General features: G+C 60.2%; 14 protein-coding genes and 1 riboswitch. Of the genes, 6 read left to right on the top strand and 8 right to left on the bottom strand.

Features of this window, described 5'->3' with window-relative positions; translation table 11 throughout:
- Positions 1 to 46: 46 nt before the first annotated feature.
- Entirely contained in the window at positions 47 to 469 is a 423-nt protein-coding gene (locus tag ACRRSD_RS02805) for a bleomycin resistance protein (RefSeq protein ID WP_435037020.1), read from the bottom strand.
- Positions 470 to 763: 294 nt separating this feature from the next.
- Here ACRRSD_RS02805 and panB point away from each other — a divergent pair, with 294 nt between their 5' ends.
- Positions 764 to 1,579 carry a 3-methyl-2-oxobutanoate hydroxymethyltransferase gene (gene panB / locus ACRRSD_RS02800; protein WP_435037019.1) on the top strand — a complete coding sequence of 272 codons (816 nt, stop codon included), beginning with the start codon at positions 764 to 766 and terminating at the stop codon, positions 1,577 to 1,579.
- Here panB and ACRRSD_RS02795 read toward each other — a convergent pair.
- The 3 genes from ACRRSD_RS02795 to ACRRSD_RS02785 form a co-directional block, all read right to left on the bottom strand.
- A complete protein-coding gene (locus ACRRSD_RS02795) occupies positions 1,576 to 2,976 on the bottom strand; it encodes a PLP-dependent aminotransferase family protein (protein WP_435037018.1) in 1,401 nt (466 codons plus the stop codon). The two genes, panB and ACRRSD_RS02795, sit on opposite strands and share 4 nt — an antisense overlap.
- Positions 2,977 to 3,071: 95 nt before the next feature.
- Positions 3,072 to 4,115, bottom strand: a complete 1,044-nt coding sequence (locus tag ACRRSD_RS02790; protein WP_435037017.1) for an NAD(P)/FAD-dependent oxidoreductase — start codon at positions 4,113 to 4,115, stop codon at positions 3,072 to 3,074.
- A 103-nt stretch (positions 4,116 to 4,218) separates the two neighbouring features.
- Entirely contained in the window at positions 4,219 to 4,695 is a 477-nt protein-coding gene (locus tag ACRRSD_RS02785; RefSeq protein WP_122854441.1) for a hemerythrin domain-containing protein, read from the bottom strand.
- A gap of 328 nt (positions 4,696 to 5,023) precedes the next feature.
- Between ACRRSD_RS02785 and ACRRSD_RS02780 the strand changes: the two genes are divergently transcribed.
- From ACRRSD_RS02780 to ACRRSD_RS02770, 3 genes are all read left to right on the top strand, one after another.
- Positions 5,024 to 6,421, top strand: coding sequence for a cytochrome ubiquinol oxidase subunit I (locus ACRRSD_RS02780; protein WP_435037016.1), 1,398 nt, complete (start codon positions 5,024 to 5,026; stop codon positions 6,419 to 6,421).
- Complete coding sequence (cydB, locus tag ACRRSD_RS02775) at positions 6,411 to 7,421, top strand: cytochrome d ubiquinol oxidase subunit II (RefSeq protein WP_435037015.1); 1,011 nt, start codon at positions 6,411 to 6,413, stop codon at positions 7,419 to 7,421. Before ACRRSD_RS02780 ends, cydB begins: the two co-directional genes overlap by 11 nt.
- A 95-nt stretch (positions 7,422 to 7,516) precedes the next feature.
- A complete protein-coding gene (locus tag ACRRSD_RS02770; RefSeq protein ID WP_435037014.1) occupies positions 7,517 to 8,743 on the top strand; it encodes a zinc-dependent alcohol dehydrogenase in 1,227 nt (408 codons plus the stop codon).
- Between the two features lie 61 nt (positions 8,744 to 8,804).
- Here ACRRSD_RS02770 and ACRRSD_RS02765 read toward each other — a convergent pair whose 3' ends face one another.
- The 4 genes from ACRRSD_RS02765 to ACRRSD_RS02750 are packed head-to-tail and all read right to left on the bottom strand — an operon-like array spanning position 8,805 to position 12,272.
- The gene (locus ACRRSD_RS02765) at positions 8,805 to 9,008 is read right to left on the bottom strand and encodes a PLD nuclease N-terminal domain-containing protein (RefSeq protein WP_016984840.1); all 204 of its coding nucleotides are present in this window, start codon (positions 9,006 to 9,008) and stop codon (positions 8,805 to 8,807) included.
- 53 nt (positions 9,009 to 9,061) lie between these two features.
- A complete protein-coding gene (locus ACRRSD_RS02760; RefSeq protein ID WP_435037013.1) occupies positions 9,062 to 9,979 on the bottom strand; it encodes an ABC transporter substrate-binding protein in 918 nt (305 codons plus the stop codon).
- Positions 9,976 to 10,335 carry a (2Fe-2S) ferredoxin domain-containing protein gene (locus ACRRSD_RS02755; protein ID WP_435037012.1) on the bottom strand — a complete coding sequence of 120 codons (360 nt, stop codon included), beginning with the start codon at positions 10,333 to 10,335 and terminating at the stop codon, positions 9,976 to 9,978. Before ACRRSD_RS02755 ends, ACRRSD_RS02760 begins: the two co-directional genes overlap by 4 nt.
- On the bottom strand, positions 10,335 to 12,272 hold the full coding sequence (locus ACRRSD_RS02750; RefSeq protein ID WP_435037011.1) for a TonB-dependent receptor plug domain-containing protein: 1,938 nt from the start codon (positions 12,270 to 12,272) through the stop codon (positions 10,335 to 10,337). The genes ACRRSD_RS02755 and ACRRSD_RS02750 overlap by 1 nt, the downstream gene beginning before the upstream one ends.
- Before the next feature lie 92 nt (positions 12,273 to 12,364).
- A riboswitch (cobalamin riboswitch) is annotated at positions 12,365 to 12,570 on the bottom strand.
- Positions 12,571 to 12,707: 137 nt separating this feature from the next.
- Between ACRRSD_RS02750 and ACRRSD_RS02745 the strand changes: the two genes are divergently transcribed.
- Complete coding sequence (locus tag ACRRSD_RS02745; RefSeq protein WP_038365696.1) at positions 12,708 to 13,229, top strand: sigma-70 family RNA polymerase sigma factor; 522 nt, start codon at positions 12,708 to 12,710, stop codon at positions 13,227 to 13,229.
- Positions 13,226 to 14,179 (top strand): FecR domain-containing protein, encoded by a 954-nt coding sequence (locus ACRRSD_RS02740; protein ID WP_435037010.1) that lies wholly within the window; start codon positions 13,226 to 13,228, stop codon positions 14,177 to 14,179. The genes ACRRSD_RS02745 and ACRRSD_RS02740 overlap by 4 nt, the downstream gene beginning before the upstream one ends.
- Positions 14,180 to 14,185: the final 6 nt, after the last annotated feature.

The raw sequence follows: 14,185 nt of genomic DNA, 5'->3' as shown, positions 1-14,185 counted from the left end.
TTCGATAGGGTTCCTGCGGATATTTCGCAAGGGTTATTCATGATCGTCAAATGGCTCGTTCACCCAAGCGCTCTACCAGTCTGACCAGATATCCATCGGGATCCTGAACGATGAATTCGCGCTGGCCGACTTCAACATTGTCAGCGCGATACCAGGTGTCCTGGCAGTCACGGTAAAGCGAAAAACCGGCCTGCCCGAGATGACCGATGATCGGCGCGACTTCGGCGACGTCGATCTGCAGGTTGATACCTCGTCCGAAGGGCTTGCTCAGCGGTGCCGTCAACCATTGACCAGCGTGCGGATCAACCTGTTCGAGCATGACCTGCGCGCCATTCAGATCCAGATAGGCGAAACCGTCTTCGGGCCGCTGATAAGCGATGCTGAACCCCAGGCAAGACACCCAGAACACCAGGCTGTGTGGCAGGTCGGTCACCATCAGTTCCGGGACCAGTTTGTTGCGTTCGAACATGGGGTGACTTCCGTTTCGAGTGGTATCCGAGATCAAAATCCATCGATTGACCTGTGCATGTGCTTCGCATCCTGCGGTAAACCGTGAAATAAAGCATCCAGGATCTTGCGGGAATTTTGACGAAGCAGGATGCATCTGGGTCGCTTTTTCAGGCCAATCTGTGCATTGAATGTTTCGGCGTTAAACGAATAATCGAGCGCTCGAATCTTTTGGAGTTGGGCACTGTATGGAAGCGTTACGCATTCAATCTGGCGACATTTATCGTTCACGGACGGCAGCCTCGGAGAGTCGTCCATGAGCCTGCATATCCGCACCAAACGCCTGACTGTACCGCAATTGGTGGCCATGAAAGGCCAACAGAAAATCGTCTCGCTGACGGCGTATTCCAGCAGTATCGCCAAACTGATCGACCCCATTGTCGACTTCATTCTGGTCGGCGATTCCACCGCGATGGTCGGTTATGGGCGCCCCTCGACACTGAGCATGCAGCTCGAAGAAATCATCGGCCACACGCGGGCGGTGGTCGATAGCACGCGCCTGGCCTGTGTGGTGGCCGACATGCCGTTCGGCAGCTATCAGGAATCCCATGAACAGGCCTTTCGTAATTGCGCTCAGGTATTGGCGCGTACCGGTTGCGACGCGGTGAAGCTGGAGGCCAACAAGGCTTTGGCGTCCACTGTCGAGTTTCTCGTGGCACGAGGTATTCCGGTTATGGCCCACGTCGGGCTGATGCCGCAATTCGTCAATGTCATGGGCGGTTTCAAGGCCCAGGGCCTGACCGCTGAAACCGGCGCAGTGATTGCCGAAGATGCGCGAGCCAACCTCGACGCGGGCGCTTTCAGTCTGTTGCTCGAAGGTGTGGCCGAAGGCGTGGCGCGGCAGATCACGCTGGACTCGAAAATGCCCACCATCGGCATTGGCGCCTCACCGGCCTGCGACGGCCAGGTGCTGGTCACCGAAGATGTGCTCGGTCTGGGCGGTGAGCATCTGCCGCGTTTCGTCAAACGCTACGCCGATGTCGGCGCGATGATCAGCGAGGCGTGCGCGCAGTTTGCCGAGGATGTGCGCCATGGCCGATTTCCTGAGGCGCGGCATTGCTATGGACTCTAGACGCGGTTTTCTTCGGTGATCGCCTGCGCCAGGCGTTTCACCGCGTGGCCGATGTCCTTGTCCCAGTCGAGGGTGTAGCTCAGGCGCAGGTACTGCTTCCAGGCGCCTTGCTGGCTGAAGATTTCGCCGGGAGCGATAACGATTCGTTCGGCCAGCAAGCGCTCGAACACAGGTTGCATGTCGATTGCGTGCGCAACCTTGAGCCAAAAGCTCGCACCACCTTGTGGGACGACTACCTGCCACTGACCTTCACGGTGTTCTTCCAGCAAGGTCTGTAGCTGTTGCATGCGCTTGAACAACATCGCGCGCAGGGTGGTCAGGTGCTGGTCGATGCGCCTGGAGCTGTAGAGTCTGGCAATTGCTTTCTGCCGAACCGGTGAGAGGCGAAATCCACGCTGCATGAACAATCGATGAAATTGCGCGGCGTGCTGGCGGCACAGCACATAACCGTACGGCGCTTCGCCGCCGATGATCTTGTCGAACGTCGACAACACCAGCAGCTTGTCCGGATCGGCAAAATCGCGGTAGCGCGCGGGTGAATCAGAGAAACACAACTCGCCCCACGTGTCGTTTTCGAACAGCCATATATCCTGCTCGGCCAGCCAGCGACAGATCCGCTGTTTATCCTGCGCCGGCATCAACTGGCCCTGGGGGATATTCACCGTGGAGGAAAGCACCGCCAGGCGCACCGGTTCGCGCGTGAGTAACGCCTTCAATGCAGGCAGGTTGAAGCGGCCGTCATCGCCGAGGGGCATTTCGATGACGCGGATATTGGCCGCCTGCAGTTGACGCAGAATCGCCCACGAGCAGGGCGATTCCACGAGCGCCACGCTGCCGCCGAGACTCAGGGCATTGAGTGAGACTTCCAGCACGCTGCGCAGGTCCGCGCCGATATACACCTGCTCGGCCTGCCAGTGGCTGTGCGCGGAACGGGTGTAACGCTCTGCCAGGGCGGCGCGCAATTCGGGCTCGCCGAGGGGCTGATAGGGTGGCGTGTGGGCGTGCGGATATTGGCGGGTCAGTTCGCGCTCCATCAGCAACAACGGTCGCTGTAGCGACAGCAGCATCGCCGGGGCATCGCTGCTCAACGCCAACATCGCAGGCTGTCGGGCACTGGCGAAGACGCTGTCGAGAAGATTGCCGGAGCTGGCCGTCACAGGCGCCGCCGGCATCGGCCGGGTGAAATAGCCGAACCTGGCTTTGGCGTGAATCCTGCCTTCGTCTTCGAGCAGTGCATAGGCGTATTTGGTTGTCGACACCGAAACGCCGAGGCGCAGGGCCAGTTGTCGCAGCGACGGCAGTTTTTGCTCAGTCGTGCCACTGGCGGCCTCGATCAGGCCGACGATGTAGTGGTAGACCGCTTGATAGGCGAATGAAGCGTCCTTGCGTACCGTCAATGCTGCTCTCCTGTTTTTGCTCTATTTGCCAGTGCCCGGCATGACGCTGCGTTGCCCGCGCAGACCCCTTGCTGCAAAACGTCGGCAAGCCTGAATCAAGTCTGAAGGAATCGCTCTGGGCGGCATGGTGCAAGGGCCGCAGATGACTGGCGATCCAGCAACTCTTCACTGGCGAGGCGCCCGACGATTGCCGCCAGCGTCACACCAGGATGCATCACACAAACGTAAACCCCGCCGACACCGGGCAAGTAACCGACAATAGGAAGGCCATCAGCGGGCACGGGCCGGAACCCGACGGCGACGGTTTGCGGCTCAATGGACACCACCCCGTGAAGGTCTTTGCGTATGGCTACGGCGGTTTGCCGGGCGATGTCTGTCGGCGAGTTGCCCGGCGCCTCGCCCAAATAGTCTTCAGCGGCCAGCAACGTACCGTCGGCACTTTGTCGGACCTCCATTTCAGGGCTGGAAATGATGCCTTTGACGAGGCCCGGTTGGGTCTTGTAGCGGATGAAAATGGCAGGCGAGGCGTCGATGGGCAGAGCGACGTTAAGCATCTGCGTCAACTGCCGGGTGGCAGTCCCCGTGGCAAGCACAACAAGGTCGGCATCGATCGTGCCTGTTGTGGTTTCAACGCCGGTCACGGTTGCTTTGCAGGTTTTGAAACCGATCAGCCGAGTGCGGGTGAGTAATTGCGCCCCCAGCGCCTGCGCGCCGGCAATCAAGGCGTGGGTGGCCTGCACGGCGTCTAGCGCGCCTTCTTCCGCGCGATACAACGCGCAGGGTGGGGGATTTTTCAGGTTGGGCTCGCGGGCAAGCACTTCGGCAGCCGATAGCAGCGTCGCCGAAGCCGAATGTTCTGCCGATGCGTTGTACGACAAAGCTCCGCTCCAGTGGATCTGCAAATCCGGGAGCTCGGTTTCGAGTCGACGGTAGGCTTCGATGGCCGCACCGCGTAATTGCGCAATCGGATCAGCACCGGTGTAGGTGGTATTGATCCAGGCGAAGGAACTTGCCGTCACGCCGCTGGCGATCTCGCCGGCCTCAATTAACGTGACCTGCGCACTTTTGCCGGACAGGTGATACGCAAAGGAGGCGCCAACGATGCCTGCACCCACCACCACAATTCGCGTCTTTTTCATTGCAACATTCCCTGTTGTCGAGGCGCCGATCCTGCAGCAGGGGGACCCTGCGAGCAAGCAGAAAAAAGCCCGGCCAAAGCCGGGCTCGTCCGTTTGCAACACGTTAAGCGGCCATATTTCCCGCGGCCATTTCCTTCTTGCAACTGGCCTTCATGGCTTCCATTTGCGCGCCCAGCTCTTCGAGTTTCTCCTTGCCCAACAGTTTTTTCGCCTGAGGAAACATTTCCGTCTCTTCCTCTTCGATATGGTGCTCCAGCAGTTCCTTGACCACTTTCACCCGACCGGAAAACTCCGGGGTGCCCGGGTCAGTGAGTTTCAGATCAGGCAGCACCAGTGAGTCGACGGTGCGGTGTTCTTCCTTGGCCTCGAAGTACATGACGTCTTGTTCTTTGCTGCCGGCGGCCTTGAAGGCGGGATAGAGTATTTCCTCTTCGAGCCGGGTATGGATGGTGATTTCCATCTCCAGTTTGCCCAACAGTTCCACGCGTTTTTTCAGCGCCCGCTCCGTCGAGTCGCTGAGTTGGCTGAGGATGTCTTTGACTTTTGCATGATCGGCTTTGAGAAGGTCGATGGCGTTCATTATGGTTCCTCGGCTGTTACGGAGTTAACACAGGCCGTTGTCTCACGGCGCTGTGAATGCTCTGTAACTGTGGCATTTGCCATGCCAATTCATCGATCCGGAAAAAAGCCGTCACTTCAAAGGTTTACAGCGCCTGAGGCAATCTGCCTTCGTGCAGCCTGCATGACCTGCGTCGTGCGAGCATTGCAGTTCACAGCCTTGGCTGAATTTGCACGCCGACATAGCTGTCCAACGCGCATCCGAGTGTTCTTCGAGGTGGACGTCATGTTGAGCGAGAGGCTGATCTACGCAAACGGTCACACGCCGTTTTCGTCACTGAGCGAATGGCATGGACGCTGTTGATTCAGCCCTGATGGCGGCACGCGCGCAGTTTGCGATCACCATCAGTTTTCATATCGTGCTCGCGGCGTTCAGCATCGGCCTGGCCAATTTTCTGATGGTCCTCGAGGCGCTCTGGCTACGCAGTGGGCGCAAGGTTTATCTGGATGTCTATCGCTACTGGCTCAAGGTCTTTGCGCTCAACGTCGCGGTGGGCACCGCGTCCGGGCTGATCCTTGAATACCAGTTCGGGCTGAACTGGTCGCGGCTGTCCGTGCAGGCCGGGGATATCCTTGGCCCGCTGATGTTCTACGAAGTGCTCGCAGCATTTTTTCTTGAGGCAGGCTTTCTCGGCATCATGCTGTTCGGGCTGAAAAAGGTCGGTCCGCGCCTGCATTTTTTTGCCACCTGTGCCGTCGCGGCGGGATCCTTGATCAGCGCGTTCTGGATTCTCTCGGCCAATTCCTGGATGCATACGCCGGCCGGCTATTCGATCGCCACCGATGGCCGCTTTATGGCCGAGGACTGGTGGGCGATCATTTTCAATCCTTCCTTTCCCTATCGACTGGCGCACATGACGCTGGCGACGTTGCTCGGCACGGCGACACTGGTCGCAGGTGCCGGCGCGTGGCAACTGTTGCGGGCACCGGAGAATCCACGGGCACGCCTGCAGTTTTCCATGGCGCTGTGGGCGATTGTGATCGTGGCGCCGTTGCAAATGGTGGTCGGTGATCTGCATGGTCAGCACAGCCTGAAGGTCCAGCCGCAAAAAGTGGCGGCCATCGAAGGCAGTTGGACACGCCCGCCAACAGGGGCGGGCGAACCCTTGCGCCTGTTGGCATGGCCGGACATGACCGAGCGGCGCAATCATTGGGAAATCGCGATTCCGCGCATCGGTTCCCTGTACTTGCGGCACGATCTGAGCGGCAGCATTGCCGCGCTGGACGAGTTTGCGCCGCAGGACATTCCGCCGGTGACGCCGGTGTTCTTTGCCTTTCGTTTGATGGTGGGACTGGGGCTGCTGATGCTGGGGCAGGGCGTGATCAGTCTGGTGCTGCGCCGCAGACAACGCCTCTACGTCGCGCGCCGCTGGTTGTGGGGCTGCGTGCTGATGGCGCCGGCCGGGTTTCTGGCCATGCTCAGTGGCTGGACGGTCACCGAGGTCGGCCGCCAGCCCTATACCGTCTACGGCCTGTTACGCACGGCGGACAGTCTGTCGCCGGTCTCGCGTGAACAGGTGCTGGGGTCGACTGTGCTGATTCTGGCGTTTTATCTGTTGGTCTTCGGCATCGGACTCTGGGTCCTGTTGCGCTTGCTGCGTGAGCCTGCGCATGAAGACGAACCCGGTCCGCAACCGACGCTGGCCGAAGAAACCGGGCACGCTGAGGAGCGGACGCATGGACACTGACTGGATAACCCTGCTGTGCGCCGCCGCTCTTGGGTTTTCGGTGCTGAACTACGTGTTGCTCGATGGCACCGACCTGGGTGTCGGTGTCTTGATGGGGCTGACCCCGTGCAGCGACCATCGGCGCGCCATGGCGGTGACGATCCTGCCGATCTGGGACGCCAACGAAACCTGGCTGGTGCTGGGTGGCGGCGGGCTGCTGGCGTTGTTTCCATTGGCCTACGCGATTTTGCTGCCCGCGCTGTACCTGCCGTTCATTCTGATGTTTCTGGCGTTGATGCTCAGGGCGTTGGCACTGGAATTTCGCGACCACGCTCCCAGCGAGCGCAGCAAGCGCTGGGTCGATCGTGTGTTGATGAGTGGTTCATTGCTGACCGGCGCGATCCAGGGCGTGGTGCTCGGCACGTTGATGCAAGGCGTGCCGCACAGGGGCGGTCAATACATCGGTGACGGCAGCGAATGGTTGCGCGTGTTTCCGTGGTTTTGTGGCCTGGTGCTGGTGCTGGGCTACACGTGGCTGGGCACCTGCTGGCTGTATTGGCGCACCGTCGATGAACTGCAACGGCGCTCCGCGCGACAGGCGCGACGACTGGCCGTGTTGACCGTCCTCGGGTTGCTGCTGCTGGTCATCTGGAGTGCAACATTGCACGCGCAGTATGCGCAGCGATTGAGCGACCCACGCGTCTGGATTCCCGTCGCAGCGCTGCTCGGCGTCTGTCTGTTGGTGTTCTTCTGCGGGTTCGCCGGGCGCTTTGATTTTCTGCCGTTGTTTGCCGCGCTGGGCGTCTTTGTACTGGCCTTCGCCCTCATGCTGATCGCCTTGTATCCGCTGATCATCCCGCCGAGCCTGACCCTGCAAGCCGCGACGTCCAGCCCGAAAAGCCAACTGTTCATGCTGGTCGGGTTTGCCGTGTTGATCCCGGTGACATTGATCTACAACACGTTCGGCTTTCGGGTCTTCAGCGGAAAAGTCCGTGTGCGCGGGGAGGGTGGTTCCCGCTGATCCGGTTTCTACAAAATCTCACTGAACTCGTTCTGACGCTGTCGTGCCGTATTGGAAGCAGCAGCCAATTCATCCATCAGTGCGAGGGCTTCGCCATGCGAGCAATGACCTATCACGGCGCTCACGACGTGAGAGTCGAGACCGTGCCTGACCCCAGACTCGAAGCGCCCGACGATATTATTCTGCGCGTCACTGCGACCGCCATTTGCGGCTCGGACCTGCACCTGTATCGGGGCAAGATTCCGACTGTCGAGCATGGGGATATCTTCGGCCATGAATTCATGGGCATCGTCGAGGAAACCGGTTCCGCCGTGACCGCGGTGCAGCCCGGTGACCGGGTGGTGATTCCGTTCGTGATTGCCTGCGGTGACTGTTTTTTCTGTCAGCAGGAATTGTATGCCGCGTGCGAGACCACCAATAGCGGCCCCGGTGCGGCGATGAACAAGAAAATCATCCCGCCACCTGCCGCGTTGTTTGGCTATAGCCGTATGTACGGTGGAATTCCTGGAGGCCAAGCGGAACTTGTGCGGGTGCCCAAGGCCAACACCGGCCCCTTCAAAGTCCCGGGCACGTTGGCGGACGAGAAGGTCCTGTTCCTCTCCGACATTCTGCCAACCGCCTGGCAAGCGGTGACCAATGGGCAGGTCGGCCAAGGGTCGAACGTGGCGATTTATGGCGCTGGCCCGGTGGGACTGCTCAGCGCGGCGTGCGCGAAAATGCTCGGTGCGGAACGTATTTTCATGGTCGATCACCACCCCTATCGGCTTGAGTACGCACAACGCACCTACGGCGTGATTCCGATCAACTTCGATGACGACGATGATCCGGCAGATACCATCATTCGCCAGACCCCGGGCAGTCGTGGCGTCGATGCTGTCATCGATGCGGTGGGGTTCGAAGCCAAGGGCAGCACCACCGAAACCATCCTCGCCACGCTCAAACTTGAAGGCAGCAGCGGCAAAGCGTTGCGCCAGTGCATCGCGGCTGTACGACGCGGCGGAGTGGTGAGCGTGCCGGGCGTCTATGCCGGATTTATCCATGGCTTTCTGTTCGGCGATGCGTTCGACAAGGGCCTTACGTTCAAGATGGGCCAGACCCACGTGCAGCGGTATTTGCCGGAACTGCTGGGTTACATCGAGACTGGCGCCTTGCAGCCCGACGCAATCATCACCCATCGGCTGTCCCTTGAGCAGGCCGCCGAGGGCTACAAGATCTTCGACAAGAAAGAGGAAAACTGCCGCAAGGTCATCCTGACCCCCGGCAGCAGCGACGTGCCGCTGGCGCAAATGGAAGAGATGCCACCATTGGTGCCCGTCAGTTGATCAACCTTGAACAGCGGGGCGCTGCCAACGGCAAGCCCCGCACCACGGCGAAAGAATCAGCTCAAGACGCTGAGTGCTGACGGACATGCTTGGGTCCCGCCAGCGCCCACGCGATCAAACCGAACAACGGCACAAACACGATCAGCACAATCCACACGCCTTTATTGCTCGATTTCCCCTCGCTCTTGCGCACCCGATTGATGGCCCAGAGTTCGATAAGCAGAAGAACTGCCGCCAGTACGATCCACACGGTTTCGATTTGCATTGGCTACCTCCTGTTGGTCTGTGCGTTAGGTGGCGTGGGGTGCGGCGGGTTCATTATTTTTTGTTCAAGGCGTTGAGCTGGCGGGCCAGATCCAGCGCCACTCGACCGCTGTTGAAGGTCGGCAGCAGGTGCGTGAAGGGGATTTCGATCATTCGGTTCTCGCGCACGGCGCGCAGTTGCGAGAGCACCGGGTCGTGGGTCAGCAGATAGCGTTTGCGACTGGCCGGCGACCATTCGGCGTCAGCCAGCAGAATCACGTCGGGGTCGCTGGCCAGCAGGGTTTCGCTGTTGACGGTCACCCGATAAAGATTGATCTCGGCGAACACATTGCGCGCACCGGCGGCGGCCAGTAGCGGGGTGAGAAACCCGCGTTGACCTTCGCTGTCGAGGCCTTTGACCTCACTGTCGAGGTAGAACACCGACAGCGGTTTACCCGAACCGGCCAAGGTGCGGGCGCTGGCGAGATCGGCGTCCATGGCCTCGCTCAATTGCCGCGCCTTTGCCTGTTTGTGTAGCAGTTTGCCAAGCGTCAGCAAGTCATTGCGCACATGTGCGAAGTAATCCAGCGAGTGCCCATTGCAGACCGATTCCAGCAAATACGAACCCACGCCATTGCGCGCAAGCCCCGAGCGTGAGGTCACACCGTCGCCGAACGCGGTGGCAAAACCACCGATCACCAGATCCGGTTTCTGCGCGTAGAGCACCTCGCTGGCCGGGTACTGGCGGGCGATCACTGGCACGCCGAAATATTCGGATGACCGCTGGCCGGCGGCGGTGTCATCCAGATACGCCACGCCGACCAGCGCTGGCCCGGCGCCCAGCGCCAGCACAAGGTCAGCCGCATGCTGATTGAGCGCGACGATGCGCGATGGCTGAACGGCGTGCCAGTCCTCGCCGCAGTTACGGTAACTGTCGGCGAGCACGGGCGTTGCGCAGAGTAGGGCGCCAAGCGCATACAGGATCGATCTCATGTCCGCGCCTTGATCAGCAAATCCTCGACCACTTCACCGCCGACCAGATGCCCTTCGACCAGTCGCTGCACATCTTCATGGCTGTGCACGCCATACCAGCAGCGTTCCGGATACACCGTAAGAACCGGCCCCGGATTGCACGGGAACTGACAGTGCGTACGAGTCAGCAAGACGCCGCCCGGGGTCTCGATGCGGTCGTGCGCGAGCAAATGCCGGCGCAGGGTTTTCCATAACTGCAAGGCGCCGCGCTGGGTGCAGCGTGGGCCAGTGCAGAGGAACACATGGCGCGCATGCTCAGGCACCTGCGACCAGTCCGGGTGCGTATCGACGCCGTCGATGGTGGTGATTTCACTCATCAGAAGCGGTACGTGTAGCGCACTTCGGAGGTGAACGGCCGGCCGAGGTTATCGACGTTGCTCGAGCGGCTGGTGACGTAATCGCGGTCGAAGAGGTTTTCCACCAGCAGGCTCACGCGGTGGTGGTGGGCATTGTCGAGGTAGCGATAAGCGTCGGCATCGACCACCGAATAATGGCCGTATTCAACCTGTTTCGAACTGGTGATGTCGTGGATGTAGCGGATCGCGCCGCCGGCACCCCACAGGCGGTTTTCCGCTTCATAACCCACGCGTGAACGGGCGAAGAAGCTCGGAATATCGTTGATGGTCGCCCCCGTACGCGATTCGGTCAGGTTGCGGGTCATGTCCGCTTGCAGGCTCCAATGATCGTTGAGCGCCAGTTTGGCGTCAGCCTCGAAACCGCGCATACGCACCTGGCCTTCACCGTTGACCCACTGAATGTCATCGAGGGTGATCAGGTCGTCGATCTTGCGTTTGAACAGGGTCACGCTGGCGCCGAATTCGCGGTCGAGCAAGAAGCCTTTGTAGTCGACACCCAGTTCAGCGTTGCGGCTTTTTTCCGGTTTCAGGTTGCGATTGCCGATCTCGTCGCCCGGTTCGTTGACGAACAGTTGCTCGGCGTTCGGCAGTTTGTAGGCGCTGCCGTATTGGCCACGCACCGACCAGTTGTCATTGAGGTCGTACAGCGAAGTGAGCATGCCGACCGTGGCACTGTCGCCGCCGCTCATGGCTTCGTGACGCACACCGATGCTCGGGTGCCAGTCGGGCAGGGCGTCGATCTGCGGGCGCAGTTGCGTGTAGAACGCGTGGGCTTCGGCCTTGTCGTTGTCGATGATCAGCACATCGTCCTGGCCTTTGAACCACTGGTTGTCGGTACCGAACACCAGCACATGGCCGCCGGGCAGTTCAGCCTTGCCTTCGGCTTGCACACCCCAGTCGGTGAAGCCCCAATAGTCGTTGTGATTGATGACTTGGGTGCCGCCACCGGCGACATTGTTGATCCGCGTGTAGCGGGTATCCCAGTCGTTGATATGGCCTTTGATGAAGTAGCTCAGGCGCTCGTTGATGTTCTGCTCGAACGTTGCCGTGGCGATCTGCTGCACGCGGTCGTTGGTGGTCTTGTGGTTGTCGACCGGGCGGGCGAAGTCGAGGTTGGCGTCGGCATATTGGTAGAACAGTTCCAGCCTTGAATCATCGCCGAACGATTGAATCGCCTTGCCGCCGAAGGTGGTGACTTCGTAGGCGCGGTTCTTCCCGGAATCGTTTTTCATGTCGCGGTTGCGATACGGCTGATAGCCATCGGAGACGTTGTGGCTGACGTACGCCAGTAAGCCGAGATCGCCGAAACCGTTAGTGAAGATATTCTCGACCCGCGCATCTTCGGTGGTGCCGCCAAAACTGTCGACGCCCAGATTCACTTCGCCGGAGGTTTTGCGCGACTGCGGGCTGCGGGTGACGATGTTGATCACGCCCGACACGGCTTGGGTGCCGAACAACAGGCTCTGGCCACCCTTGAGCACTTCGATGCGTTCGATGGCGTTGGCCGGCAGGGTGTCCAGATAGAGGCCGCCGTACAGGCGATTGTTCAGGCGTACGCCGTCGAGCAGGATCAGCGTGTCGTCGCTGCGCCCGCCGAGCAGCGAATAGGTGCCGTAATCGAACGGGCCGTTTTTCGGCGCCACATACAGGCCGGGAATGAACATCTGCATGACGCGGCTGACATCGGCACTGGGGCCGGCGCGTTCGATCTGCTCACGGCTGACGATCTCGACCTTGCTGCCGAACTTCGCCATGTCGGCGACGGTGGTGGATTCCACTGACGGTGCAGAAATGATTTGCTGATTGAGTTCCAGCGGCGCGTCATCGGCCAGCAGCAGCGGGCTGAACAGGCAGCCAAGGAACAGGCTTGGAGCAGAAGTGTTGAAAGGTCGAATCATTGTCTTCTCGAAAAGGATCTTCGCAGAAGAGCATGCAGGAGAAGGCATCGCGCACAGCCAATACCGGCCCATGCCCGCCCACCGCAGGATTTTGCCAAACAGCATTTCAGGCCGGTCTCCGGGCTCGCGCGTATCGAGGCTTTCACCTTCCCATGGCCAAGTGGCCACAGTGGTCTGTCGAAAGCATCACGCGCCTACCGTTGCGGGGGCAGCACCGGACTTGTTCGAAAAGAACGTACCGGTTTCCCGTTTCACCCCATGCACGGCGGCAGGGGGCACCTGAAACAGGCCGGCATCTGAACATTCGACAGACCGTTCGTCAACTTTTCGGGATCCGGCTTATGGGTATGAAAATGGCCCGTGTTGCCTATTGCCAAGCACCCGTCGTGCGCCAGACAATAAGAGTCATTATCACTCGCGAATTATTCCAGCCTCATGTCCGCCGACGATTTATCCCTGCGCAGCGCCGTCAATGACCTGTATTGCGACCATCACGGGTGGTTGAAAGGCTGGTTGCGCAAACGTCTGAGCAATTCTTTCGATGCGGCCGATCTGGCGCAGGATACCTTCGTTCGGGTCATCAAGGCCCGTAGCGCTCTGGATATTCGCGAGCCGCGTCCTTACTTGTCGATGATCGCCAAAGGTTTGCTCGTCGACCTGTTCCGCCGCCGTTCGCTGGAGCAATCCTGGCTGGAAGCGTTGGCGGCCATGCCACAGGAGCAACAGCCTTCGCTGGAAGAGCAGGCGATCCTGTTACAGGCGCTGGTGGAAATCGACCGTCTTCTGCAAGGGCTGGGGCCGAAGGTCAAGCAGACATTTATCCTCTCGCAATTCGATGGTTTGACCTACCCGCAAATTGCCGAGCGCTTGAACATCAGCGTGCGCAGCGTCAACAACTACATGGCCAAAGCCATGGAGCATTGCTGTCTGATGCAGATTCAGATGCAACTGGCATGAGCCTGTCGCCCGCCGAACTGCAAGCGATCAGCGCCGCCGCCCGCTGGTACGCGCGTCTGCATTCCGGCATCGCCACCGAGGCTGATCGCGCTGCGTGGAACGACTGGTTGCGCGCCGACCCTGCCCATCAGCAAGCCTGGCAACATATGGCGGCCGTTGGCGAACAAATGGCCAGCGTGCCGGGTACCTTGGCGGCACCGGCGTTGCGCGGAGTCGAGCGATCCCGGCGGCAGGTATTGCGCAGCGTAGTGTTGCTGGCCTCGGCCGGTTCGCTGGGCTGGTTGGGCTGGCGCAGTGAGCCGTCGCAAAACCTGCTGGCCGATTTCCGTACCGGTGTGGGCGAGCGACGTGAGTTTCGTCTGGCCGATGGCAGTTCCTTGCTGCTCAACACCGACACCTCAGTCAATCTGCGTTTCGACGGTCGCCAGCGCACCCTGGAATTACTGTGGGGCGAGATTCTGGTGAGCACCGCGGCCGATCCATCGCAGCGTCCGTTCAAAGTACTGACCCGGCATGGACAAGTGTTGGCGTTGGGCACGCGGTTTATCGTCCGCTCACAGGATCGCGGTGGTGAAGTGGCGGTGCTCGAGAAAGCGGTCGAAGTCAGCTCGGCGGGCGGTGGCTCGACCGTGCGTTTAGAGGCCGGGCAATCGCTGGATTTCAATGCCCGCTCGGTGGGCGCGATTCGCCGCAACGATGCGTCGGTCGGCGCCTGGGAGCAAGGCAGCATCATCGCGCTCAACCGTCCTCTGGCCGAGTTGCTGGCGGATATTTCGCGTTACCGCCACGGCGTGTTGCGCTGCGATCCGCGAATCGCCCAACTGAAAATTTCCGGCGCATTCCCGATCGACAACACCGACCTCGCACTGGCGGCGCTGGAGAGTGGATTCTCCTTGCGCATCACGCGCTACAGCCGTTATTGGGTCAATGTGTCGCCGCCGGCCCAGTGATTGGCG

It is taken from the genome of Pseudomonas neuropathica (genome assembly GCF_051174785.1).
Classification (GTDB): domain Bacteria; phylum Pseudomonadota; class Gammaproteobacteria; order Pseudomonadales; family Pseudomonadaceae; genus Aquipseudomonas; species Aquipseudomonas neuropathica_A.
The sequence above is the reverse complement of the archived record's forward strand: the minus strand, read 5'-3'. Positions and strand labels throughout refer to the sequence as shown.

Excerpts from the sequence above, each read along its gene's own strand:
- ACRRSD_RS02740 (WP_435037010.1), top strand. The coding sequence starts at position 13,226 with ATGAGCCTGTCGCCCGCCGAACTGCAAGCGATCAGCGCCGCCGCCCGC.
- ACRRSD_RS02770 (WP_435037014.1), top strand. The coding sequence starts at position 7,517 with ATGCGAGCAATGACCTATCACGGCGCTCACGACGTGAGAGTCGAGACC.
- cydB (WP_435037015.1), top strand. The coding sequence starts at position 6,411 with ATGGACACTGACTGGATAACCCTGCTGTGCGCCGCCGCTCTTGGGTTT.
- ACRRSD_RS02790 (WP_435037017.1), bottom strand. The coding sequence starts at position 4,115 with ATGAAAAAGACGCGAATTGTGGTGGTGGGTGCAGGCATCGTTGGCGCC.
- ACRRSD_RS02765 (WP_016984840.1), bottom strand. The coding sequence starts at position 9,008 with ATGCAAATCGAAACCGTGTGGATCGTACTGGCGGCAGTTCTTCTGCTT.
- ACRRSD_RS02780 (WP_435037016.1), top strand. The coding sequence starts at position 5,024 with ATGGACGCTGTTGATTCAGCCCTGATGGCGGCACGCGCGCAGTTTGCG.
- ACRRSD_RS02760 (WP_435037013.1), bottom strand. The coding sequence starts at position 9,979 with ATGAGATCGATCCTGTATGCGCTTGGCGCCCTACTCTGCGCAACGCCC.
- ACRRSD_RS02750 (WP_435037011.1), bottom strand. The coding sequence starts at position 12,272 with ATGATTCGACCTTTCAACACTTCTGCTCCAAGCCTGTTCCTTGGCTGC.
- ACRRSD_RS02745 (WP_038365696.1), top strand. The coding sequence starts at position 12,708 with ATGTCCGCCGACGATTTATCCCTGCGCAGCGCCGTCAATGACCTGTAT.
- ACRRSD_RS02755 (WP_435037012.1), bottom strand. The coding sequence starts at position 10,335 with ATGAGTGAAATCACCACCATCGACGGCGTCGATACGCACCCGGACTGG.
- ACRRSD_RS02785 (WP_122854441.1), bottom strand. The coding sequence starts at position 4,695 with ATGAACGCCATCGACCTTCTCAAAGCCGATCATGCAAAAGTCAAAGAC.
- ACRRSD_RS02805 (WP_435037020.1), bottom strand. The coding sequence starts at position 469 with ATGTTCGAACGCAACAAACTGGTCCCGGAACTGATGGTGACCGACCTG.
- panB (WP_435037019.1), top strand. The coding sequence starts at position 764 with ATGAGCCTGCATATCCGCACCAAACGCCTGACTGTACCGCAATTGGTG.